We start from the raw sequence: 21908 nt of genomic DNA on the forward strand, positions 1-21908 counted from the left end.
TGCAGTTTTCGCAATATGGCATTTCAACACAAGCGCGCCGCTTTGATTAGTCTGGCAGCCTGTTTTATGCCGCCCGGACCCTCGAGATGATGGATATCGCCCTGCTTTCACTGTTTGCCTTCGCCGCTGGCCTGATCGACGCCGCCGTGGGAGGCGGCGGGTTGATCCAGATCCCGGCGCTGTTCAACGTGCTGCCCAACGCCCAGCCGGCGGCGTTGCTGGGCAGCAACAAACTGGCCTCGGTGTGCGGCACCAGCTTTGCGGCGCGGTCGTTCATTCGCAAGGTCAAGCTGGACTGGGGGCTGATCGTGCCGGCGGCGTTGAGCGCCTTCGTGATGTCGTTCTGCGGCGCGGCCACCGTGTCGCTGGTGCCGGCCAGCGTGATGCGGCCGATGGTGCTGGTGCTGATCGTGCTGATGGCCATCTACACCTTCTGCAAGAAGGACTTCGGCACCTTGCACAAACCCAGGGTGATCGGCGGCAAGGAACAGTGCCTGGCGGTGCTGATCGGTGGCGCCATCGGCTTCTATGACGGGCTGTTCGGCCCAGGCACCGGCAGCTTCCTGATCTTCCTGTTCATCCGCTTCTTCGCCCTGGATTTCCTGCATGCCTCGGCTTCGGCCAAGCTGGTCAACATCGCCACCAACCTGGCCGCGCTGGTGTTCTTCATTCCGTCGGGCAATGTGCTGTGGGCCATCGCGCTGCCGATGGCGCTGTTCAACATCCTCGGCGCGCTGACCGGCACCTGGCTGGCGGTGCGCAAGGGTGCCGGGTTCGTGCGCGGTCTGTTCCTGGTGTTGCTGTGCGTGTTGATCGCCAAGCTGAGCTGGGACCTGTTGGCCGGCTGAGTCACACCACCTGGCGCTGCCCCTCGGCCTGCTCGACCCGGTTGCGGCCCTGGGCCTTGGCTCGGTAGAGCGCCTGGTCGGCGCTGGCCAGCAGTTCGTCCAGGCTCGGCGCCGGAGTGTCGGCGGCGCAGCCGCTTACGCCGATGCTCACGGTGATCCGCAGCGCCTGCCCGGGCTGCGCGATGTGCTGGTCCTGTACCGCCCGGCGCAGGCGTTCGGCGGTGAACCTGGCCAGCTCCGGCGCCAGCCCCGGGACGACGATGACGAATTCCTCGCCGCCCAGGCGGGCGAACAGCTCGCCGTCGTGCAACTGGTCCTGCAGGGTCGTGGCGAACTGGCGCAGCACCTGGTCGCCGACTGCGTGGCCATGCTGGTCGTTGATGGTCTTGAAGTGATCGATGTCGAGCATCATCAAAGTCAGCGGCGCTTGCCGGCGGTTGTCGAGCAGGGCGTGGGCGCGGCGGATGAAGGCGCTGCGGCTGAGGGCCCCGGTCAGGTGGTCGATGGTCGCCTGATGCGCCAGGCGCGCCATCAGGCTGCGGTTGGCGCTGCTGACGCAGGCCAGCACCAGCGGGCCGAGCACCAGCATGGCGATGCCCAGGCGCGCCGACATCAGGGTGGTGACCCCCGATTCGCTCTGCGGGATGCTGAAGTGCATGAGGTTCTGCGCCACGGCGACGATCAGCGTGCTGCCGGCGGTGAGCGCCAGCAGTGCCACCAGGAACGGTGAGTAGCTGAGCGCGCACCACAACAGCGCGGCGATCGGGAAGGCGATCGCCCCGGGGCCGCCGAAGAGGATGCTGACCGCCAGTGAGGCCAGCAGCACCAGCAGCGGCGCCAGGCGGATCGGCTGGCTGGCGCTGCCGTGGCCGCTCAGGGCGCGTGGCGAGGGGGCGGTGAGCAGCACGGGCAGGACCAGCACGCTGGTGGAGAACTGTTCGCTGAACCAGGCAAGCCAGGTAGCGCGCAGCGATTGTTCGAACCAGGGCGTGGCCATCACGCAGGCCAGGCTGGCGGCGACCATGGCGCCGACCGCGCAGGCACCGAACAGGTACAGGGTGCCGTGGGGCGTGCGCAGGCGTCGATGCACGCGTGGCAGGCGGGCCATCAGGTACCAGATGCTGACGATGGCGCCGAGGTTGCACAGGTTGAACCACAGGGCTGGCTTCCAGGCGCTGCCGCAGGCCAGGTCGGCGACCACCATGGCCAGGTAGATCAGGGCGAAGCCGGAGGGGGTGGCCTGGCGCGGATTGCGCAGCAGCACCCCGGCGAGCACCGCATTCACCGGCCAGAACAGCGACAGCGATTCGATGGGGCGGGCGAGGATGCCGGCCAGGGTCAAGGCCAGGGTCAGGCCGAACAGGCTCAGCAGGGGCAGCAGGCGCGACAGGGCTGGTGACACCATGGGCTCGACCGGCAAGCGAAGACAGAATCCAGGAAAACGGCTGTAGGCACCTGGGACGATAGTCTGTGAGTGTCTTTCAAGTCGCCAATTGATGTCAATTCGCCGCAAATCGCCTGGATCGTGCCGCCGACTACAGGCCGAACACCCACGGCACCATCAACACCGTGACCAGCATCACCAGCAGGGTGAAGGGCACCCCGATTTTGACGAAGTCGGCGAAGCGATACTGGCCGGGGCCCAGCACCAGCGTGTTGACCGGCGACGACACCGGCGTCATGAACGCCGCCGACGCCGCGAGGGCCACGGTCATGGCGAACGGGTAGGGCGACATGCCCAGCTGCTGCGCGGTGCTGATCGCCACAGGGGCCATCAGCACTGCCGTCGCGGTGTTGGAGATGAACAGGCCGATCAGCGCGGTGAGGGCGAACAGACAGGCGAGGATCACGCTCGGCCCGGCGCCGCCGAGGGCACCGACCAGCGCGCCGACGGCCAAGTCGATGCCGCCGGTCTTCTGCAGGGCCAGGGCGAAAGGCAGCATGCCGACGATCAGCACCAGGCTCTGCCAGTGGATGGCGCGGTAGGCGCTGTTCATGTCGATACAACGGCCGGCGCCCATCAGCAGGCAGCCGATCAGGGCGGCGATGACGTTGGGTACCAGGCCGCTGACCATCAACCCGACCATCACCGCCAGGCTGATCAGCGCGTAGGGCGCGCGGGCGCGGGCCGGGGCGACCTGGTCGATTTCCGCCGGCAGGCTCAACACCAGGAAGTCGCGGGGCTTGCCCTGCAGCTGGCGCACTGCCTTCCACGGACCAACCACCAGCAGGGTGTCGCCCAGGCGCAGCTTTTCTTCCACCAGCTGCCCTTCGATCGCCTGCTGGTCGCGGCGCAGGCCGACCACGTTGAGGTCATAGCGGGTGCGGAACGTCAGCTCGAGAAGGGTCTTGCCGATCAGTTGCGAGCCCGGAGGCAGCGAGATCTCGGCCATGCCCACTTCCTGGGACTGGTCGATGAAATAGGCCGCCTTGAAGTGCAGGGGCTCGAGCAGTATCGACTGGCACAGGCTGCGCAGGTCGTCGCGGTTTGCGAACAGGTCGAGCAGCAGCACGTCGTCTTGTTGCAGCAGGGTGCCGGAGTCGGCGGTGATCACCCGGGTGGTGAACTTGTGCTGGCGCTCGATGCCGATCACGTTGGCGCCGTGGCGGGTGCGCAGCTCCAGCTCGCCCAGGGTATGGCCGATCAGCGGCGAATGGGGGCGGATACGCAGGCGCCGCTCGCGGCCGCTGAGCTTGTAGTCCAGCACCAGGTCGAGCAGGGTGCGGCGGCTCTCGACGCGACCGTCCTTGCGCACCTCGCCGTTGAGCCAATGGCGGGTCAGCAGCATGTAGCCGATGCCCAGCACCAGCACCACCAGGCCGAAGGGCGTGAAACTGAAGAAGCCGAAGCCGCTTTCGCCGTGGCGCACCAGCTCGCTGTGCACCACCACGTTCGGCGGGGTCGCCACCAGGCTGAGCATGCCGCTGATCAGGCCGGCGAAGCTCAGCGGCATCATCAGCCGGCTGGGCGAGAGCTGCAGGCGCGCGGTGATGCTCAGCACCACCGGGATGAAGATCGCCACCACGCCGGTGGAGCTCATCACCGAGCCCAGGCCGGCCACTGCCACCATCAGCAGCACCAGCAGGCGCGCCTCGCTGTTGCCGGCGCGCTCGCTCATCCATTCGCCTATGCGGTAGGCGATGCCGGTGCGCACCAGCCCTTCACCGATCACGAACAGCGCGGCGATCAGCACCACGTTGGGATCGCTGAAACCGGCCAGGGCCTGCTCCACGGTGAGGATGCCGGACAGCGGCAGCGCGAGGATCACCAGCAGCGCGACCACGTCCATGCGCGGACGGTTGATGATGAACAGGACGACGACGACGGCCAGCAGGCCTAGGACCCAGAGCAGCTCATGGTTCATGGGGAGGGGGTGTTCCTTCACACGGGGGCACGAAAGGTGATGGCCCTAGTGTGGCAGCTTGACGCGAATGCGTCGTTGACGTGCTGCAGTGTTTTTCCGGGTGGCGATCCGGTGCGCGATGGCAGAGTGCTTGGGGCGGATGTGTGAGAGCCAATTGTGTGGGAGCGGGCCCGCAGGCCCGCCCGTGCTACTTAATTAGTGGCGATGCTTGTGCTTGCGGTTGTTGTCGCCCATGTGGTTGCCGATCGCACCGCCCGCCGCGCCGCCCAGGCCTGCGCCGATGGTCGAGCCGTTGGAACCGCCGAGCTTGCCGCCGATCAGCGAGCCGCCGGCCGAACCCAGGCCACCGCCGATGGCGGCTTCGGTGCGGTTGCCCTTGCGTGCGCCCACCGCGCTACCGGCCGCGCCGCCCAGGCCCGCGCCGATGGCCGCGCCGGTGCTGCCGCCGATCTGTTTGCCGACGACGTTGCCCAGGGCACCGCCCAGGCCGCCGCCAATGGCAGCGGTGCCGTCACCGGCGAAGGCGCCCTGGCAGAGCAGCAGGCCGAGGGCGAGGGAAGGCAGAGTCAGACGCATGTTGTGAACCTCAGGGGAATCATCAGGGGTAGGGTGCCGCCTGGTCGGCGGCGAGTCAGGGTGTGAAAGACGCTTCAGCGGTAGTAGCGGTCACGGTACTGGCGGTCGTCATCGTCACGGTCGTGGCGATGGTGATGACGGTGGCCACGGTCACGGTCGCGCCAGCCGTCGTCATCGTCGTGGTAGTGGTTGCTGTAGCAGCCACCGAGCAGCAGCAGGGTGGCGACCATCGAAAGGCTTGCAAGGCGTTTCATCACGTTATAGGTCCTTGATCCGCAACGGTTTACGCGGTACCACCTGAGACCTGTGGCGATCGATTTGGTTCTTTGCCGCGCAAACTTTTATCGCGACGGCGATGAGCGGCATGAGCGATTCCCCGGCCGGCCCGGCAGTGCTAGAGTCAGCTTCTTTTTTTGTCCCGAGGATGGAACATGCGAGCAATTCTGCCGATCACCGTGGCGCTGCTGCTGGCAGGCTGTGCATCGTCGACCATGGAAGCGGCGCGCAACGGCTCGCCCACCGCACGCCTGGATTCGCACAAGACGCCGGACCTGGTCGCCCAGTGCATCCAGTTCAGCTGGCAGGAAGAAAACACCTTCGGGGTCGATGCCAGCGGCTACCTGGAGGCGCGCAAGCAGGGCGGGTTCACCGTGTATACCCGGGAGGCGGAGTCGTTCGTCGATGTCTACGCCCAGGCGGGGGGCACGCGGGTGGACTATTACGCGCAGAACAATGACGGCGTGGCGTTGCAGCGCCGGGCTGCCGCGGCCACCTGCCTGTAATGCCTGGGAGCGGCCGACTACTTAGCTTGGCTGCGCCTCGCGCTCGGCAGTGATGTCCTCGAACACGCTGATCAGGTGCTCCGGCTGCCCGTCGGCGCGCCGTTCCAGCGAGGTGCGAGCCCGCACCCAGATATAGCGCCCGTCCTTGTGGCGCACGCGCTTCTGCACCTCGTAACGCTCGATCTCGCCGGCCAGCATGCGCTGCAGCAACGCCAGGTTGCCCGGCAGGTCGTCGGGGTGGGTGAGCTGCTGGAAGGTCGTGCCGTACAGTTCGTCCTCGCGGTAGCCCAGCAGCTCGCAGAAGCTGCCGTTGACCCGCTGCCAGCTGCCATCCGGGTCGATATAGGCCAGCGCGCCCCAGGCCAGTTCGAAGATGGTGCGAAAACGCGCCTCGCTCTGGCGCAGCTCTTCTTCGGCCACCTTGCGCTCGGTGTTGTCCATGCTGATGCCGACCATCTTCACCGGGCGCCCGACGCTGTCGCGCAGCACCGTGGCGCGCGAGGCGATCCAGCGCTGGCCGCCATCGGGGCGGGTGATGCGAAAATCGCATTCGCAGCCGGTGCCATCGGCCACCGCCTGGGCATACATGCCCTGCATGTGGCGGGCGTCATCGGCGTGAATGTGTTCCCAGAAGTCTTCGTTGCGGCGCAGCGGCCAGCCATACACCGCCTCGACGTTGGGCGAGTAGGTCACTTCGTCGGTGACCAGGTTCCATTCCCAGGTGACGATGCGCGCGCCTTCCTGGGCCAGCTTCATGCGCGTCTCGCTTTCCATGATCTCGGCGGTGTAGCGGCGGCGCACGTCGGTCATCGGCAGCTCGATCACCTCGGCCTGCCGCACGCTGTGCAGGGCTTCCTCGCCGTAGCGCAGCCAGATCCAGTTGACCTTGAGCAGGTCGGCCAGGCGGCGCAGGTTGTCGTAGTCGATCTCGCCGCCGCGGGTCCACTTGTGCACCGCCGTGCGCGAGATTCCCAGCGCCGTGCCCACGGCCTGCAGGGTCAGCTTGTGGTGTTCGAGCAGTTCCTTGAGGCGAAAGGCGAAGCTGTTTTCGGTCATGGGCGCTGGATCCTTGGGCGGGCACGAAGCGGGCAGTATACCCGAGCCGTCAACTTCTGGTTGACGGGGTGGTTGCCGGGTTTGTCGGGGCTGGTTATCGTGGCGCCTGACTCACTCAGGACAGGGAAGCACCGCTATGAGCCGATCACTGGAACTCAACCGCGCCAGCTGGGACGAGCGCGCACCCCTGCACGCCGCCTCCGGGGACTACGAAGTCGAGCGCTTCGTCGCCGAGCCCGGGCACCTGTCCGAGGTGGTGCGCTTCGACCTGCCGCGCCTGGGTGATATCCACGGGCTGCGCGCGATGCACCTGCAATGCCATATCGGCACCGACACCCTGTCGCTGGCGCGCCTGGGCGCCGAGGTCTGCGGCCTGGATTTCTCTGCGGCGTCCCTGGCCCAGGCGCGGCAGTTGGCCGAGCTCTGTGGCGCGGGCATCGCCTATGTCGAATCGGACGTCTATCAGGCCGCGCAGGTATTGCCTGCGGGGGCTTTCGACCTGGTCTACACCGGCATCGGCGCGCTGTGCTGGCTGCCGAGCATCCAGCGCTGGGCGCAGACCGTGGCGGCGTTGCTCAAGCCGGGCGGGCGGCTGTTCCTGCGCGACGGCCACCCGATGCTGATGGCCGTGAACGAGGACCATCAGGACCGCCTGCAGCTGGGGTACCCGTATTTCGAGCGCGAGGCGCCGACGGTGTGGCACAGCGACGAGACTTATGTCGAAACCGATCGGGCACTGACCCAGACCGAAACCCATGAGTGGAACCATGGCCTGGGCGAGGTGATCACCGCGCTGCTGAACAACGGCCTGCGCATCACCGGCCTGGAGGAGCACCAGAGCATCCCCTGGGAAGCGCTGCCGGGGCAGATGACGCTGGGCGATGACGGCGAGTGGCGCCTGAACGAGGCGCCGTGGCGGTTGCCGCTGAGCTATACGCTGCAGGCGGTCAAGGGGTAGAGGACGAGAATTGCGTGTACGCGAGTCGTGGGAGCGGGCTTGCCCCGCGATAAGGGCCGCCATTGCAATCGCGGGGCAAGCCCGCTCCCACGAACCCCGCGCCATTTCAGCCAGGGGCCAGCGTCCTCAGGACAGGAACCCACCATCGACATTGAGCGCGGTGCCGGTGGTATAGCTTGAGGCCTCACTGGCCAGGTACAGCACCGCGCCGGCCATCTCGCTCGGGTCGGCCACGCGCTTGAGCGGGATCTGCTGCAGCGCGGCATTGCGGATGCTGTCGTTCTTCACCAGCGCCGAGGCGAACTTGGTGTCGGTCAGCCCCGGCAGCAGAGCGTTGCAGCGGATACCGAACTGCGCGCACTCCTTGGCGAAGACCTTGGTCATGTTGATCACCGCCGCCTTGGTCACCGAGTAGATGCCCTGGAACAGCCCGGGCGAGACGCCATTGATCGAGGCTACGTTAATGATGCTGCCGCCGCCGTGCTCGCGCATCAGCTTGCCGGCTTCCACCGACATGAAGAAGTAGCCGCGGATGTTGACGTCGACGGTCTTCTGGAATGCTCCCAGGTCGGTGTCCAGGACGTTGCAGAACTGCGGGTTGGTGGCGGCGTTGTTGACCAGGATGTCGAGGCGGCCGAACTGTTCGCGGATGCCGGCGAACACCTGCTGGATCTGCTCCATCTCGCCGATGTGGCAGGCCACCGCGGTGGCTTTGCCGCCGGCGGCGACGATCGCCTCGGCCACCTGCTGGCAGCCGTCGAGCTTGCGGCTGGAGACGATCACATGGGCACCCTGCTGGGCCAGCAGGTGGGCGATGGCTTCGCCGATGCCGCGGCTGGCGCCGGAAACGAAGGCGATCTTGCCGTCGAGGTCGAACAGGTGGGTCTTGGACATTCGCGTATTCCTTGTTGTCTGCCGGGATTACAGGCTGGATTTGCCGATCAGTTGCAGGCTCATCTGCTCCAGCAGCCGGTTCATGTGGATGAACTGGGCGAAGCGCTTGTCCTGGGTCTGGCCGTGGAAGAAGCGGTAGTAGATCTGCTGGACGATGCCGGCCAGGCGGAACAGGCCGTAGCAATAGTAGAAGTCGAAGTTGTCGATGCGGATGCCGGCGCGCTCGGCGTAGTAGTCGACGAACTGCTGGCGAGTGAGCATGCCCGGGGCATTGCTCGGCTGGCGGCGCATCAGTTGCACCGGCGCCGGGTCGCCGGCCTCGATCCAGTAGGCCAGGCTGTTGCCCAGGTCCATCAGTGGGTCGCCGATGGTGGCCATCTCCCAGTCCAGCACGCCGATGATGCGCATCGGGTTGGCGCTGTCGAGGATGACGTTGTCGAAGCGGTAGTCGTTGTGCACGATGCCCGGGCGCGGGTGGTCGGCGGGCATCTTCTCGCGCAGCCAGGCGATCACCTGCTCCCAGCGCGGCGCGTCGGGGGTCAGGGCTTTTTCGTAGCGGCTGGCCCAGCCTTCGACCTGGCGCTGCACATAGCCTTCCGGCTTGCCCAGGTCGGCCAGGCCGCAGGCCTGGTAGTCCACCTGGTGCAACTCGACCAGGCGGTCGATGAAACTCTTGCACAGGGCTTCGGTGCGGCCGGCGTCCAGGTCCAGTTCGGCGGGGATGTCCGAGCGCAGGATGATGCCGTTGACCCGTTCCATTACATAGAACTCGCCGCCGATCAGCGACTCGTCGGTGCAGTGCACGTAGGCCTTGGGGCAATAGGGGAAGCCGGCGTTGAGCTGGTTGAGGATGCGGAACTCACGGCCCATGTCGTGGGCCGACTTGGCCTTGTGGCCGAACGGCGGGCGGCGCAGCACGAACTCCCGGTCCGGGTAGCTGACCAGGTAGGTCAGGTTGGAGGCGCCGCCGGGGAACTGGCTGATGCTCGGCGTGCCCGCGAGACCGGGAATGTGATCCTTGAGGTACGGATCGATGACGGCCGCGTCGAGTTCTTCGCCGGGGCGTACCTGGGTGGACTGGTCGGTGAGCGTCATGCGATTTCCTTATGATCGGTAGCAAGGACTATTGGCTAATCTAATTTCCTGTCAAAGCTGGTACAAGCGTGCCAGACGTTTATTGGCCTGGGTGTTGCCGGGCGATCAATGGCCCTGATGGGCGGGCCTTGCGGCAGGCGAAAAAAAACCGAAGCACATGCGGCTTCGGTTTTTTCATTGGCGATTCGCCGCGCCGATCAGGCCGGGAACAGCTCGCTGAGCTTCATCGACAGCATCATGTCGCCTTCGACGCGCAGCTTGCCGCTCATGAAGGCCTGCATGCCGTCGGTGTCACCGCTGACGATGCCCTTGAGGGTGTCGCTGTCCAGTACCAGGGTGCAGTTGGCGTCGGCGTTCTCGCCTTCCTGGATCTCGCAGGTGCCATCCTTGACCAGCAGGGCGTAGTGCTTGTCTTCGTCGGTGATGTTGAAGCCGAACACCAGGTCCAGGCCGGCGGCAGCGGATGGGTTGAATTTTGCCTTCATCGCCTCGACGGCTTTAGCTACATCGCTCATGGTGTATTCCTTGTTAAGTGATTTTCGCGTCCGCAAGGACACAACAGACCGGGCTCATCGGTAGGTGACGAGCTCCGGCAACCGCAACAGCCGCACATGGGCTTGGCTGTTGAAGGAAGCCAGGGTGACGTCGCGGCCACGGAACTTCAGGTGGCTGAGCGACGTGTTGATGATCTGCCAGTTCAGGGTGAACGCCTGAGCCGGCGTGATTCCGCTTACCAGGTGGAGCAGGGCGGCGATGGTGCCGCCGGAGGTGAACAGGGCGATGTTGTCGCCACTGGCCGCGCTGTCGAGCAGGCGCCGCAGGCCATCGCCGACCCGGCCGGTGAAGGCCTGCCAGGTTTCCAGGTGTTCGTCGTGGGCATGTTCGCCGTCGTGCCAGCGCTGCACCATCAAGGCGAACAGGCGCTGGAACTCGCCGCGGTGCTGGGCGCCGTTGCGCAGCACATGCAGGGCTTCGGGCTCTTCGGGCAGCAGGGCAGGGAGCAGGGCGCGGATCACGCCGTCGGCGTCGAACTCGTTGAAGGCCGCGTCGGTCTCTATGGTCGGGACTGCCTCGCCATGGGCCTGTAGCGCGTCCAGGGCCAGGCGGGCGGTGTCCTGCTGGCGACGCAGGGTGCCGGCCACGCAACGGTCCAGGCGCAGGCCCAGCTGGGCGAGGTGCTCGCCCAGTGCCTGGCTCTGACGCTCGCCCACCGGCGAGAGGACGTCGTAGTCAGCGGCACCGAAGGAGGCTTGGCCATGTCGGATCAGGTAGAGATTGCCCACGTTGAAGTCCGGCCCGGTTGGAGGTTGCTGCGAGGTTAGGTTGCCCCAGGCAGGCTGTCAACGAAAAAACATACAAGCGTTTGAAAAGGTCGTTTGAACTGTGTTGCCAGCATTTTCACCGGCTGGCAGCGGCCTTGGCGCCCCGGTATGCTTGCATCCAGTTCGCGCCCTTGCGGCGCTGGTTTATCAAGGAGTCAATGTGGAGTTTCTTGCCGAATACGCAAGCTTTCTCGCCAAAACCGCCACCCTGGTGATCGCCATCCTGGTGGTGCTGTCGGCCATCGCCGGCCTGCGTGGCAAAGGGCGGCGCAAGCCGGGCGGGCAGTTGCAGGTTACCCGTCTCAACGAGTTCTACAAGGAACTGCGCGAGCGCCTGGAATCGGGCCTGCTCGACAAGGCCCAGCTCAAGGCCCTGCGCAAGCAGCAGGCCAAGGCGGAAAAACAGCAGAAGAAAAAGCCCGAGGACAAGCGCCGGGTGTTCGTCCTCGACTTCGACGGCGACATCAAGGCCTCGGCCACCGAAAGCCTGCGCAACGAGATCACCGCGCTGCTGACCCTGGCCACCCCGCGTGACGAGGTGGTGTTGCGCCTGGAGAGCGGCGGCGGCCTGGTGCACAGCTATGGCTTGGCGGCTTCGCAGCTGGCGCGTATCCGCGAGGCCGGCATCCCGCTGACCATTTGCATCGACAAGGTCGCCGCCAGCGGCGGCTACATGATGGCCTGCATCGGCGAGAAAATCGTCAGTGCGCCGTTCGCGGTGCTGGGCTCGATCGGCGTGGTGGCGCAGATGCCCAACGTCAACCGCCTGCTGAAAAAGCACGACATCGATTTCGAGGTGCTGACTGCCGGCGAATACAAACGCACCCTGACCGTGTTCGGCGAGAACACCGACAAGGGCCGGGAGAAGTTTCAGGAAGACCTGGACATCACCCACCAGCTGTTCAAGGACTTCGTCGCCCGCTATCGCCCGCAGCTTCATATAGACGAGGTAGCGACCGGTGAAGTCTGGTTGGGCATCGCCGCGCTCAATCGCCAGCTGGTCGACGAACTGGGCACCAGCGACGAGTACCTGAGCCGCAGTGCCCGCGAGGCCAATGTGTTCCACCTGCGCTTCGCCGAGCGCAAGAGCCTGCAGGAGCGTATCGGCGTGGCCGCCAGCGGGGCGGTGGAGAACACCCTGGTCGGCTTGTGGAGCAAACTCGGGCGTCTGCGCTAACACCTTGAACCCCTTGAAGATTTTTTTCTTCAAGGGGGTTGCAAGGTGCATCGAATGCCGACATAATGGCGTCCATCGAAACGCAGCTGACTTGAAAAAGCCCAGCGGTTTCAAGGAGATAGCGAAAGCTGACTCCGACTTTGAGGCCGAGTAGCAAAGTGGTTATGCTCCGGATTGCAAATCCGTCTACGCCGGTTCGATTCCGACCTCGGCCTCCACTATTCGAAACCCCGCAGATCTAGGTCTGCGGGGTTTTTCTTTGCGCGCAGAAAACTACCTAAGTCCCAAAACAAATTACACGCAGTCCCAAAACTGGATCACTTGGAAGGCTTGGCGATCGCTCCGACACGGCGGTACACCGGAGCACGCCAATCAGCGAATCCACTCAAGCGCGGTGGATGCGTCGAAGTTCACTGAATAAAAACCTGAGAATACTGGTTGAATATACAGTGCTCGTGTGGCATAATTTCCTACATCAGCGACAGGTCTGAGGTTGGTGAAACCTCATCACCCCTGATCTTCGCCAGAGGACCTCGAGTCTCGAACCATCGCCCATGAGCGCCATACGCCCAATACAGAGGCCTGAACTTAAATCAGCTCAGTAACGGAGTTTAAAATGGATAACGCAAACTCGGCGTCTCAAACCTTGCAAGATCTTTGGACTCAAGTACAACCGGTGGAGAACACCGGCATGCTTAGGCGCGTGGTTTTTGCGCAAGGCAAGTTTTATGCGGCTGGTGGCAACGGTCTTCCCACAACCACTCAGCTTGTCACTGGAGACGCAACTGGTACAGCGTGGACCAAGCTTAAGGGCGCCGTCACCTCTAATAGCGGAAAGGTCCTCAACGAGCTGTACTGGAACGGTCTTGGGACAACGCTTCAAGGCCTTTCTCAATCCGGCAATGTGGTCCACGGCAGCATTGCACGCCCTTTAAATGATTGGACAGACCTTACGGCAGCTGCTCGCGCGTATGTAGACTTGCATGGCATTGTGTATTATCAGCCAATTTACGGCGACATCGCGACCTGGATACTGGTTGGGTCTAACGGTAAAGTCTTTTCCCGTTATGAGGATTGGTCAGGCACGGTGGAGCGCACTACGACCTTCACTTCTAGCGAGACTGTGCACTGCGTCAACGTCATTGGCGTTTTTGTGTTGATTGCGGGATCGAATGGGAAGCTGCTTAGCGCTGTGAAGATGCCAACGGGTAATCCGCAATCATTTGCGACCAGAACCAGCACCTTCGGCACTAGCACCATCCTTTCCATGAAGCTTTGCAACGGGAAAATGTTTATCGTTGGTGCGGATGGCAAGATGGCATATTCATCCGATGGGCTTACCTGGACTGCTGTTGAAGATACCAGTTTCGGTGGAACCATCATCCGCGACATTGCTTACGGTAATGGCAAGTATGTAGCTGTCGGCGACGGCGGCAAGACAGCCGTTTCCGAGGATGGGATCGGCTGGGTTCAGCAAGCCAACACTTTCGCAGGAACCGATATCCGGAGCGTCGCCTACGGCAACGGCAATTTTGTAGCTGTTGGTGCAGCCGGCAAGATTGCTTACTGGACTCCATGATCTTCTACCTCCTTGCGTAATAGAGCCCAGCCGTCGCGCTGGGCTTTTTCATTTCTGATTCAGGCTCGCCACAGCCAGGGTGGCCCTTCGGGGGATGCCTGGACGCGCGGCGAGACTGGTTCAGTTGGGTGCCAGCGCTGCAAGCCCATTGGCGGACGGGCGGGGAGAGACCCGCATCGAATTCAGTGGCTCCATGAGGGCCTATTCAGACCCTCGGAGTACTTATGGACCCTGCCGACATCGGCACCGTGCGCCGTCTGAATGAGCTGCTCGACTCCGAGCGCGAGGCCCGCAAGCATGCCGAGAACCGCGCCGAACAATTCGCCAAGAAGCGCGAGTTGGCCGCAACTGTCGACGAGCTGGAGGGCAAGATCGAGGCCCTGACAAGCCAAGTCGGATTGCTCACTGATCAACGCAGTATGGACGAGTGCAGATGCATTTCGTACAGAGTCTGGTGTGCCTGCTCCTGGTTGGTGTATAGATTGCTGACACCCACAAGGAGGATCGCATGAGGATTTTTATTGGGCTGGTTTCTGCGCTGGCCTTGGCTGGCTGTGCAACGATGGACGAAAAGCGTGCAGATGGGCCCTCGCGTCACCTTGTAAGCCAAAAGGATCCTGCCACGGTTGCCGAATGTACGCTTTATGCTTGGCAGAGCCAGAAGTGGGGGGGGGCCATTCATGAGGTCTATCTTCAGCCGCTGCGTGGCGGTGGTAAGACCGTGGTTAGTGCAGGCGAAGCAGAGTTTGCCGACTTCCTGCCTAGCGCAGTGGGTACGGATATCAAGGTCTACTTCATGACGACGATCTTCGAATCACGTCGTGACAGAAGGGCCGATGCCATCAGAGGATGTCTCTGAGTACCACCTCTGTAGAGGGGGCACAGAAGCACTGATCGATATTGCAGTACCGGAAGTTTTTGTCGCCCGTTCTTCAGTGATGCTGTAACGGGCCCCGGCAGAACGAACTACCGGGCTGCATGGATCCCAACTACGTGCTCTTGCCCGAAGCATCCTGCTCGACCATCAGGTCCAGCACATATTCGAAGAGCAACGTAGGACAGGGAGCTGCTTAGAATTAGTCATGTGTACGCAGCCACTCATCCGCAACTTCCCCCATGGTGGCAGGCGCTGCGCTCTTGATCCAGGCCATGAAGGCGCGGTCGAACTTGAAGGCCTCGCCACATTCAGCGACCAGGAACCGCCGGACCTTCTGCGTGTTCCGGTAGTGCCGGTCCAGCGGAGTGGCGCGGGTAATCGGCCCAGCGTGCCAGTCGAAGCTCATCTTCATTCCCTTGGATGGCTGTGATCCCAGGAGCGTAGCATTGTCGGCGGCTGCGCGGGCGTGCCCTGACCTGATGGTCTGCGCCATCTAACTTAAGCCAGGCGGCTTGCCAGAAGCTCGATGAATGCCCGCACCTTGACCGGTCGAAAGCGAGCCGTCGGGAAGACCGCATGGATCTCGCCTCGGGGTAGCGACCACTGCGGCAGCACCTCGATCAGCCGGCCTGCCTGCAGGTCAGGTTCCGCCACATAGTCCGGAAGGACCGATAGCCCGGCCCCGAGCAGCGTGGCTTCGCGCACTGCCAAGGTGGCGTTGAGCGACAGGCTGGCTCTCATCTCCACTGTTTCGCGCTGCGAGGCACCCTTGGCAAATAGCCAACGGGTCGGTTCTCGCAGCGCCAGGTTCGCCACGATCGGTAGGTCGGCCAGATCCGCCGGAGCCTGCAGTTTGTCCACTCGCGCTTGCCACTGCGGGCCGGCCACCAACCGTTGTGCAAGCTCGCCGATTCGCCGGGCCTGCAGATGTTGCTCGGTAATCCAGCCAACGCGAATGGAAAGGTCCAGATCGTTGGCGCCCAGATCCAGGGTCTGGTCGCTGAAATGTGCCTCGACCTTGCACTGCGGATATCGTTGCGAGAATGCGGTGATGGCCGGTACCACGACACCGATGCCGTAATCGAAAGGGGCGGTCAGGCGTAGGGTGCCCGTCGGCTCGCTGGCGGCTTCGGACAATTCCTCGAAAGCCTCTTCAGCCTCTTTGAGGATCAATGCACAGCGGTGATAGAACTGCTGGCCCGCCTCGGTGGTGCGGACTTTTCGCGTACTGCGAACCAGCAGTGTGGTGCGACAGTCGCTTTCCAGCCGCGCCACCTGTTGGCTGACCACGGCCTTGGTTATGCCGAGGCGCTCTGCTGCTGCGGTGAAGGAGCCGGTTTCGACCACTGCAGTAAAGTACGCAAGCCTGTTCAGGCTGGAAGCGCCGGTCATTGATATGTCCTTAATGTATGCCTATTACATACAGTGCGTTTATTTCGTATGCGTTTAAATGTCAATGCTTGAGCTATAAGATTCGAGGCATTCCATTCAAGGCGATTCACTATGAGCAAGACCCTGGTTTACCTCTTCGATCCACTCTGTGGCTGGTGCTACGGTGCAGGTGGACCGCTGCCCCACGTTCTCGAGTCCACTGGCCTTGCGTTGCGCCTGATACCGACGGGGCTGTTTTCCGGCAGCGGTGCTCGCGTCATGGATGATGAGTTTGCGGCCTACGCCTGGAGCAACGACCAGCGTATCGAGCGCCTGACCGGGCAAACCTTTACTGAACGCTACCGCGACCAGGTACTCGCCGACCGTCTCCAGGCGTTCGACAGTGGTCCGTCTACCCTGGCGCTCAGTGCAGTGAACCTGACTTCGCCTGAGCGCGAGTTCGAAGCGCTCAAGGCGATCCAGGCGGCGCGCTATGTCGATGGCCAGGATGTGACTCGACTGGAGACGTTGACTGCAGTGCTGGTGAACCTGGGCTTGAATGCCGCCGCCGAGCGGCTGACGCGCCCGGATTCGGCCTTGCTGCAGGCCAACGACGATCGTGTGGGGCAGGGGCGTACCTTGCTGGGTCGCGTGGGTGGCCGAGGCGTGCCGACATTCGTTCTGCAACAAGCGGACGACGCCCTGCGGTTGCTACCTGCCAGCGCTATCTTTTCAGATCCTCAGGCCTTCATTCGCGAGCTGAACGTGGGGGTAAAACCATGAGCAAGAGCAACCTGGACATCATCCGAGCCTCGTACGAAGGCTCAGCCGAACAGAATGGCCGGAATCTGCTGGAGGCGCTGGCTGCGGACGTGACCTGGACCGAGGCGGCCGGCTTCCCTTATGCCGGTACCTATGTCGGCCCGCAGGCGATCATGGAGGGTGTGTTCCATCGCCTGGCCAGCGAATGGGATGGCTACCAGGCCAAGGTGCATACCTATGTGGCCGAGGACGACCGGGTTGCCGCCTTTGGCGTCTACTCGGGTACCTATCGCAAGACCGGGAAGGCGATGACCGCTACCTTTGCCCACCTGTACCGGCTGAACAACGGCAAGATCGTCAGCATGGAGCAATTCGTCGACAGTGCGCAGGTCAACGCGGCGCTTACCTGAGCCGTTTCACGGTCGCCGTCGGTTCCAGGCGCAGGCCGCCGCGGGGCGGCCTGCGCCGACTGGCAATTACTTGCCCGAAGCGTCCTGCTCGACCACCAGGTCCAGCACATAGACCTGCGACGAGGCGTCGGCCGGCGGGTTCTTCCATTCGTATTGCTTCACGCGCAGCACGGTGCGCACGCCGTCACGGTGCTCGAAGCCCTCGATGGACTGGTACAGCGGGTGCCAGCTGTCCTGGGTCGCCAGCTGCAGGCCGGCGTCGTCATAGCGACGCTCGCGCACTTGCAGGCACTGGTAGTTGGGGATCAGTGGATGGCTGCACTTGACGGTCTTGGCGGCCACTTCCAGGAACTTGATCTCGCCCTTGCTGCCATAGCGGGTCTCCGGGGTGGCTTCACCCTGGAACTTCAGCACCGAGCCGTCCTGGGTGGTCAGTTGCAGTACTGGCTCCCCGGCATCGTCGGAGAGGGTGGTGCGCAGGTCGCCCTTGAACAGGCGCCCGACCTGGGCGTCCAGTTCCATCAGGGGCTTGTCGCAGGCCTTCATGGTCGAGGCCAGTGACTGCACCTTCAGTACGCCGTCCTGGACGGTATAGCCGCCAAACTGGTTGTTGCAGCCGCCGCTGATGTTCAGGTTACGCTCGGCGAAGTTCAGGCGCAGCTTGCCCTCAATGCCAGGCGCCATGGCGGCAATGGCCTTGCCCGACGCATCGTTGGCAGCGACCAGGTTCCAGTAGTAGGCCGAGAGTTTGGGCTGGGTTGCGGTAGACGCGGCAGTGGCAGGCATGGAAGGCGTCCCTTCATGGGAGGTGGAAGCCGGGGCGCAGGCCTGGAGCAGGGCAGCGCAGACGGCAACGAGGAGAATGTTCTGTTTCATGGTTCGCTCTTTCAGCCTTGAAAAATGAGGGCGGCATCCTCGACAGGTGGGATGCGCGCGCCGGTAAACCGGGATATCGAGGCCGTTTCAGGATCGCTTCGCGACGTGGACCTTGCCACGTCTGTGAGCGCTATCGGACGGCCTCGGCAGTAACCGATGGCAATGGGACAGCATCGATCCCATTGAGTTTCATCGACAGGGTGGCCGGCAAGTGTTGCCAGATTTTGCAGAACAGCCAGTGCCCTCTAGACCTGCGGACCTTTGCAGGGATATCCACTCATTTTCGCGGCCTGTAGCGCCCGCTCGCTGGTCAAGGGCTTGAGTGCTCCCTCTGCGTAGCCGTTCTTGATGTAAAGAAAATAGTTGCCCTCCAGATCGTGGAAGATCCGGTACACATCGGCAGCTCTATGGGGGGTTGGCAGCGTGACTTTGTCGACCACCAGTTCATAGCCCTCGATGCCCAGCTTGCCCAGCTTGGTCGTGAAGTCTGCTTCGAAGGCTGCGCGCCAGCGATTGCGCTCGAAGGTGCATGCCCAGAAGAGGGCGATCAGTAGCAATAGCCCCGCGCACAGGAAGGCTATGTCGGTGAGCAGTTTCAGCATGTCGTTCCTTTGACCTGTGGTCCTTCAATACCGGCTGGATGCCACTTTACCAAGTCGCAACGGTAATATGCGCGCCCGCCGTAGTGCCGATAGGCCTGATTGCTCAGGCAGGCGCATGGTGAAGCCCCATGTCATTGTCATGGTCTAGGATTGCACAGACCCCAATCTTCAGAGGCAAGCAGCAATGAGCAAGCGCCGCACCGTCATTGCCACACTGACATCCATCGCGCTGGTACTGGCGCCCTGCATATCCTTCGCCGACCCGGGTAATGGCAAGGGGCACGGCAAGGGGCAATCCCAGCAGAACCATGGCAACCAAGGGGCGGGCAAGCACGAGGGTGGTCACGGCGGCCCGGTGATTGACCGGGGCGATGTGCTCGGCATTCTGGGTGGGCACCGCGACTACTGGAGCCCGGGGCCTGCATTGCCTCCCGGCATCCAGAAGAACCTGGCGCGTGGCAAGCCGTTGCCCCCAGGCATCGCCAAGAAGCTCGATGGCCGGCTGCTGGGCCAGCTGCCGCGTTATGACGGTTATGAATGGATGCAGGCGGGTGTCGACCTGATTCTGGTGGCAGTCGCCACGGGGGTGATCTACGAAGTACTCAACGGTGCTTTCGACTAGCGCGCAGGCAAAGAAAAGGCCCGCTGGGGAGGGCGGGCCAAGTGTTTCACGGATGAGTCATCACCTTGGCACGGCAGACGTGAAAATGTTGTCAATTGGCGCTGCTTTCGCGTAGGCGGGGAGCACAAAAAAGAAAACCCGCCAAAAAGGCGGGTTGAACAGAACGTATCGAAGCCAGGTCAGTCTGCCTAGGCGTTTGTCAGAATTTCGTGAAGGCCACCCGGGTAATCGTGCAGTAAACGTTACTGAGTTTTTCATAAGCCCGGCGAACGTTTCCCGGCAACGGCTCCCGAGCCTCTAACGGTGCAGCAGTTCCAGCTGGCTGATCACGCAGACAGACGCGTCCACGGACGGGGTGTCATCGCTGAAGTCCACCTGGTTGTAGACGCCGCCATGGAAGTTGAAGGTCTGGTCCTTCCAGTCCGAGGTCATTTGCAGCAGGCCGGAGTCGCCGCTGCGGCCGTTGCAGGCAGCGGTCACCGTCACGGCCCTGGCCGCGGTGACTTCGAGGGTGATGTCGAAGGACGTACCCAGGGGCACATCGACGAGGAGGGTGCTGTTGGCTGGCGTCGCCTGGTTGAAGTCCCGGCGAAAGCCGAGGGTGATCTTGCCCTTGTTCCAGAACACCTTGATCGGCGGGCTGTCGTCGTCTTTCACATGCAACTGCGCGATCACCACCTTCTGTGCCGAGTTGACCTGCTCCAGCAGCATGCGCTGGTGGCTGAAATGTCGGCTGGCGCTGCTCATGGCCCAATAGGTGGCCTCCTTCCACTCGCAGCGGGTTCGATGGGTACTCTTGCTCGATGCGCCCTTGGTCGGCGCGGTCATGCGCACTGCGCCACTGCTCAGTCGGCTTACAACCTGGGGCAGGCTGGCGAGGGCCTGGGCGCCGGTGACCTCCAGGGCCACAGGGTTGGTAGCGGATTTGGGCACCGGGGTAGTAATGATCAGTTGGTCGATGTTCACGGCCATGGGGAAAGCTCCTTGATGAAAAAGATCCTGCACCCATGCGAGCGCTGAAATGGCGGGCGGTTCAGTGGTGCGCGGGAGGACCGGGCAAAAAAAGCCCGCCAGGGCGGCGGGCAAAGTGCGTTTTTGAAGGGAGAGCCTGCACCATGCGCCTTGTCGGTTAAGCCGGGGTTAAGCGCCGCGAGGATTGACCGCCCGCGCCGATGCGCCTATACAGGCGTGCCGTTGTTACCGGAGCCTGCGATGCACGACGAAGACGATCTGCCTGAACCTGAGCACGACCACCTGCTCGACCCTGAATTCCACGAAGACTTCGACCCCGAGGCGGACGCCTACGGGGCGCTGGACGAAGTCGAGGAGGACGAAGAGTCGCTCGACGACTTCGATGATGAGGACGACCACCCAGCCTGGCACGACGACTGCGATGACTGAGGCCGCAGTGGTGCTCAGCGACGGTCGAGGGAGAAGCGCCCGGCGCCGGTGAGGGCCAGCAGCAGCAACCCGCCGACAATGGCGAGGTTCTTCAGGAACTGGGTCATGTTGGCGCTGCGCTCGGGCTCGACCATGTTCCAGAACGGGTGCCCGAGCAGCGCGGTGCCCAGCACGAACAGGGCAAACAGCAAGGCCAACGGGCGGGTGTAGAAGCCCAGGATCAGCAGGATGCCGACCAGCAGCTCCATGATCACGGCGACGGCTGCCGCCAGCATGGGCGCCGGCGCGCCGAGGGAGGTCATGTAGCCGACCGTGCCTTCGAAACCGCTCAGCTTGCTCCATCCGGAGAGCACGAACAGGATCATCAGCAGGATGCGGGCGAGCAGCAGGATGACGTCGCGTTGACCGTCGAGCAGGCTATAGCGCATGGTGGCGCTCCAGTGGACAGTGACAGGTTCCACTCTAGCAGGTGCGCGGCGGTTTTCCGGCGGGCATGAAAAAGGCGCCGCAAGGGCGCCTTGATCGGCAGAAGATGGTGCGAGTGGCGGGACTCGAACCCGCAAGGCTCACGCCGACAGATTTTAAGTCTGCTGTGTATACCAATTCCACCACACTCGCACGATTGACCGGCATGCTACATAGCAGCAGGGCCAAGGCAATCAGGCGCGCTTTATAACCCATTGTTATAGAAGCGTCAACCGGCCCCAGGGTTCAGGGTTCGATGCTGCGGGCGATGTCGCGCATCTCGCAGGCCGAGTGGTGCAGGTCATTGACATGCCCGTCCATGGCCTGTGCATCAGCCTGGTGGATCGAGTGGCGCAGGAACCGGGCATGGCCATCCAGGGCCTGGCACAGTTCGTCGAGTTCGCCGGCACTGCGCACCAGGTCGTCTTGCAGCCCTTGCATGCGAAGGTTCGAAGTCATGTCGCTTCCTTGTGAAATCGGGGCGCAGCCACTATAGGTCAATTGACAGGATGCTGCCATTACGCCACTGTCCACACATTGGATCCAACTGGTTGTGTCGCCATGTCATCGCGTTCCCCCGACCCAGAGGCAGTCCGGCGCGTGCGCCCGAAGCTGTTCTGGCGTCTGCTGTTCCTGCTTGTCTGCCTGCTGGCGGCATTCCTGTACGCCGGTTTCATGAGCCTGGGCGGCTACCTGTTGATGCTCGGGCTCGATCAGCAACACCCCGGAGCACAGCGCTTGCTGGCATTGGGCGGCGGGGCATTGATCCTGCTGCTGGGGCTGTGGTTGCTGAAGGTGGCGATGCCGCGCCGGCTGGTGCCGACGGTGGTGGAGCGCGAGCACTGACGATCGTCGCCTGAAGGACGGTGT

At 63.2% G+C, this 21908-nt stretch carries 27 protein-coding genes, 2 tRNA genes and 1 pseudogene; 13 read left to right on the forward strand and 17 right to left on the reverse strand.

From position 1 onward, the window contains the following. The first annotated feature begins 86 nt into the window (after window positions 1-86). The gene (locus HU735_RS21385) at window positions 87-848 is read left to right on the forward strand and encodes a TSUP family transporter (RefSeq protein WP_050706287.1); all 762 of its coding nucleotides are present in this window, start codon (window positions 87-89) and stop codon (window positions 846-848) included. A 1-nt stretch (window position 849) separates the two neighbouring features. On the opposite strand, the gene HU735_RS21390 is transcribed toward HU735_RS21385, so the two are convergent. The 4 genes from HU735_RS21390 to HU735_RS21405 all read right to left on the reverse strand — a co-directional run bounded on the left by HU735_RS21390 (window position 850) and on the right by HU735_RS21405 (window position 5043). Beyond that, window positions 850-2268 (reverse strand): GGDEF domain-containing protein, encoded by a 1419-nt coding sequence (locus HU735_RS21390; RefSeq protein WP_186715183.1) that lies wholly within the window; start codon window positions 2266-2268, stop codon window positions 850-852. Between the two features lie 115 nt (window positions 2269-2383). Then, window positions 2384-4213, reverse strand: a complete 1830-nt coding sequence (locus HU735_RS21395) for an SLC13 family permease (RefSeq protein ID WP_186715184.1) — start codon at window positions 4211-4213, stop codon at window positions 2384-2386. Between the two features lie 195 nt (window positions 4214-4408). Further along, window positions 4409-4789, reverse strand: coding sequence for a glycine zipper domain-containing protein (locus HU735_RS21400; protein ID WP_050706284.1), 381 nt, complete (start codon window positions 4787-4789; stop codon window positions 4409-4411). A 74-nt stretch (window positions 4790-4863) separates the two neighbouring features. Then, a complete protein-coding gene (locus HU735_RS21405) occupies window positions 4864-5043 on the reverse strand; it encodes a hypothetical protein (protein ID WP_046855050.1) in 180 nt (59 codons plus the stop codon). Between the two features lie 177 nt (window positions 5044-5220). Between HU735_RS21405 and HU735_RS21410 the strand changes: the two genes are divergently transcribed. Next, entirely contained in the window at window positions 5221-5571 is a 351-nt protein-coding gene (locus HU735_RS21410; RefSeq protein WP_050706283.1) for a hypothetical protein, read from the forward strand. Between the two features lie 21 nt (window positions 5572-5592). Here the strand turns inward: HU735_RS21410 and HU735_RS21415 are convergent, their stop codons facing one another. Further along, a complete protein-coding gene (locus tag HU735_RS21415; RefSeq protein WP_186715185.1) occupies window positions 5593-6627 on the reverse strand; it encodes a helix-turn-helix transcriptional regulator in 1035 nt (344 codons plus the stop codon). A gap of 136 nt (window positions 6628-6763) precedes the next feature. Between HU735_RS21415 and HU735_RS21420 the strand changes: the two genes are divergently transcribed. Next, window positions 6764-7585, forward strand: a complete 822-nt coding sequence (locus HU735_RS21420) for a class I SAM-dependent methyltransferase (protein ID WP_186715186.1) — start codon at window positions 6764-6766, stop codon at window positions 7583-7585. A 126-nt stretch (window positions 7586-7711) separates the two neighbouring features. Here the strand turns inward: HU735_RS21420 and HU735_RS21425 are convergent, their stop codons facing one another. The 4 genes from HU735_RS21425 to HU735_RS21440 form a co-directional block, all read right to left on the reverse strand. Continuing rightward, the gene (locus HU735_RS21425; RefSeq protein WP_186715187.1) at window positions 7712-8479 is read right to left on the reverse strand and encodes an SDR family oxidoreductase; all 768 of its coding nucleotides are present in this window, start codon (window positions 8477-8479) and stop codon (window positions 7712-7714) included. Between the two features lie 27 nt (window positions 8480-8506). Next, a complete protein-coding gene (locus HU735_RS21430; RefSeq protein WP_186715188.1) occupies window positions 8507-9574 on the reverse strand; it encodes a phosphotransferase family protein in 1068 nt (355 codons plus the stop codon). A gap of 197 nt (window positions 9575-9771) precedes the next feature. After that, the gene (locus tag HU735_RS21435) at window positions 9772-10089 is read right to left on the reverse strand and encodes an SCP2 sterol-binding domain-containing protein (RefSeq protein WP_050706279.1); all 318 of its coding nucleotides are present in this window, start codon (window positions 10087-10089) and stop codon (window positions 9772-9774) included. A 54-nt stretch (window positions 10090-10143) separates the two neighbouring features. Then, a complete protein-coding gene (locus HU735_RS21440; RefSeq protein ID WP_050706278.1) occupies window positions 10144-10857 on the reverse strand; it encodes a histidine phosphatase family protein in 714 nt (237 codons plus the stop codon). Between the two features lie 199 nt (window positions 10858-11056). Here HU735_RS21440 and sohB point away from each other — a divergent pair, with 199 nt between their 5' ends. The 5 genes and pseudogenes from sohB (at window position 11057) to HU735_RS21465 (ending at window position 14511) form a co-directional block, all read left to right on the forward strand. Then, window positions 11057-12073, forward strand: a complete 1017-nt coding sequence (gene sohB, locus HU735_RS21445) for a protease SohB (protein WP_050706271.1) — start codon at window positions 11057-11059, stop codon at window positions 12071-12073. A 144-nt stretch (window positions 12074-12217) separates the two neighbouring features. Further along, a tRNA-Cys gene (locus tag HU735_RS21450) sits at window positions 12218-12291 on the forward strand. Between the two features lie 398 nt (window positions 12292-12689). Further along, a complete protein-coding gene (locus HU735_RS21455) occupies window positions 12690-13652 on the forward strand; it encodes a hypothetical protein (protein WP_186715189.1) in 963 nt (320 codons plus the stop codon). A 224-nt stretch (window positions 13653-13876) separates the two neighbouring features. Further along, window positions 13877-14164, forward strand: a pseudogene (locus HU735_RS21460) (hypothetical protein); the annotation flags it as partial. Beyond that, entirely contained in the window at window positions 14161-14511 is a 351-nt protein-coding gene (locus HU735_RS21465; protein ID WP_186715190.1) for a hypothetical protein, read from the forward strand. The pseudogene HU735_RS21460 and the gene HU735_RS21465, both read left to right, overlap by 4 nt. 217 nt (window positions 14512-14728) lie before the next feature. Here HU735_RS21465 and HU735_RS21470 read toward each other — a convergent pair whose 3' ends face one another. Beyond that, window positions 14729-14935, reverse strand: coding sequence for a DUF6434 domain-containing protein (locus tag HU735_RS21470; protein ID WP_186715191.1), 207 nt, complete (start codon window positions 14933-14935; stop codon window positions 14729-14731). Between the two features lie 92 nt (window positions 14936-15027). After that, the gene (locus HU735_RS21475; protein WP_186715192.1) at window positions 15028-15921 is read right to left on the reverse strand and encodes a LysR family transcriptional regulator; all 894 of its coding nucleotides are present in this window, start codon (window positions 15919-15921) and stop codon (window positions 15028-15030) included. A gap of 111 nt (window positions 15922-16032) precedes the next feature. Between HU735_RS21475 and HU735_RS21480 the strand changes: the two genes are divergently transcribed. Beyond that, on the forward strand, window positions 16033-16683 hold the full coding sequence (locus HU735_RS21480) for a DsbA family protein (RefSeq protein ID WP_186715193.1): 651 nt from the start codon (window positions 16033-16035) through the stop codon (window positions 16681-16683). Continuing rightward, window positions 16680-17072 (forward strand): nuclear transport factor 2 family protein, encoded by a 393-nt coding sequence (locus HU735_RS21485; RefSeq protein WP_186715194.1) that lies wholly within the window; start codon window positions 16680-16682, stop codon window positions 17070-17072. The genes HU735_RS21480 and HU735_RS21485 overlap by 4 nt, the downstream gene beginning before the upstream one ends. A 66-nt stretch (window positions 17073-17138) precedes the next feature. On the opposite strand, the gene HU735_RS21490 is transcribed toward HU735_RS21485, so the two are convergent. Both HU735_RS21490 and HU735_RS21495 read right to left on the reverse strand, forming a co-directional pair. Then, complete coding sequence (locus HU735_RS21490; RefSeq protein ID WP_238349874.1) at window positions 17139-17858, reverse strand: META and DUF4377 domain-containing protein; 720 nt, start codon at window positions 17856-17858, stop codon at window positions 17139-17141. Window positions 17859-18193: 335 nt separating this feature from the next. Continuing rightward, on the reverse strand, window positions 18194-18550 hold the full coding sequence (locus HU735_RS21495; RefSeq protein WP_186715196.1) for a hypothetical protein: 357 nt from the start codon (window positions 18548-18550) through the stop codon (window positions 18194-18196). A 184-nt stretch (window positions 18551-18734) separates the two neighbouring features. On the opposite strand from HU735_RS21495, the gene HU735_RS21500 reads away from it, so the two are divergent. Continuing rightward, window positions 18735-19172 carry an anti-virulence regulator CigR family protein gene (locus HU735_RS21500; protein WP_186715197.1) on the forward strand — a complete coding sequence of 146 codons (438 nt, stop codon included), beginning with the start codon at window positions 18735-18737 and terminating at the stop codon, window positions 19170-19172. Between the two features lie 297 nt (window positions 19173-19469). On the opposite strand, the gene HU735_RS21505 is transcribed toward HU735_RS21500, so the two are convergent. Further along, window positions 19470-20144, reverse strand: a complete 675-nt coding sequence (locus tag HU735_RS21505) for a polysaccharide lyase family 7 protein (protein ID WP_186715198.1) — start codon at window positions 20142-20144, stop codon at window positions 19470-19472. Between the two features lie 240 nt (window positions 20145-20384). On the opposite strand from HU735_RS21505, the gene HU735_RS21510 reads away from it, so the two are divergent. Then, window positions 20385-20573, forward strand: a complete 189-nt coding sequence (locus tag HU735_RS21510; protein WP_050706261.1) for a hypothetical protein — start codon at window positions 20385-20387, stop codon at window positions 20571-20573. Between the two features lie 14 nt (window positions 20574-20587). Here the strand turns inward: HU735_RS21510 and HU735_RS21515 are convergent, their stop codons facing one another. The 3 genes from HU735_RS21515 to HU735_RS21525 form a co-directional block, all read right to left on the reverse strand. Continuing rightward, window positions 20588-21001, reverse strand: coding sequence for a DoxX family protein (locus HU735_RS21515; RefSeq protein WP_028692439.1), 414 nt, complete (start codon window positions 20999-21001; stop codon window positions 20588-20590). A 105-nt stretch (window positions 21002-21106) separates the two neighbouring features. Beyond that, window positions 21107-21191 (reverse strand) — tRNA-Leu (locus HU735_RS21520). Window positions 21192-21284: 93 nt separating this feature from the next. Then, complete coding sequence (locus HU735_RS21525) at window positions 21285-21497, reverse strand: hypothetical protein (RefSeq protein WP_186715199.1); 213 nt, start codon at window positions 21495-21497, stop codon at window positions 21285-21287. A 102-nt stretch (window positions 21498-21599) separates the two neighbouring features. On the opposite strand from HU735_RS21525, the gene HU735_RS21530 reads away from it, so the two are divergent. Next, on the forward strand, window positions 21600-21884 hold the full coding sequence (locus HU735_RS21530; RefSeq protein WP_186715200.1) for a hypothetical protein: 285 nt from the start codon (window positions 21600-21602) through the stop codon (window positions 21882-21884). The last annotated feature ends 24 nt before the right edge of the window (window positions 21885-21908 follow it).

The organism is Pseudomonas sp. BW16M2, assembly GCF_014268865.1.
Classification (GTDB): Bacteria; Pseudomonadota; Gammaproteobacteria; order Pseudomonadales; family Pseudomonadaceae; genus Aquipseudomonas; species Aquipseudomonas peradeniyensis.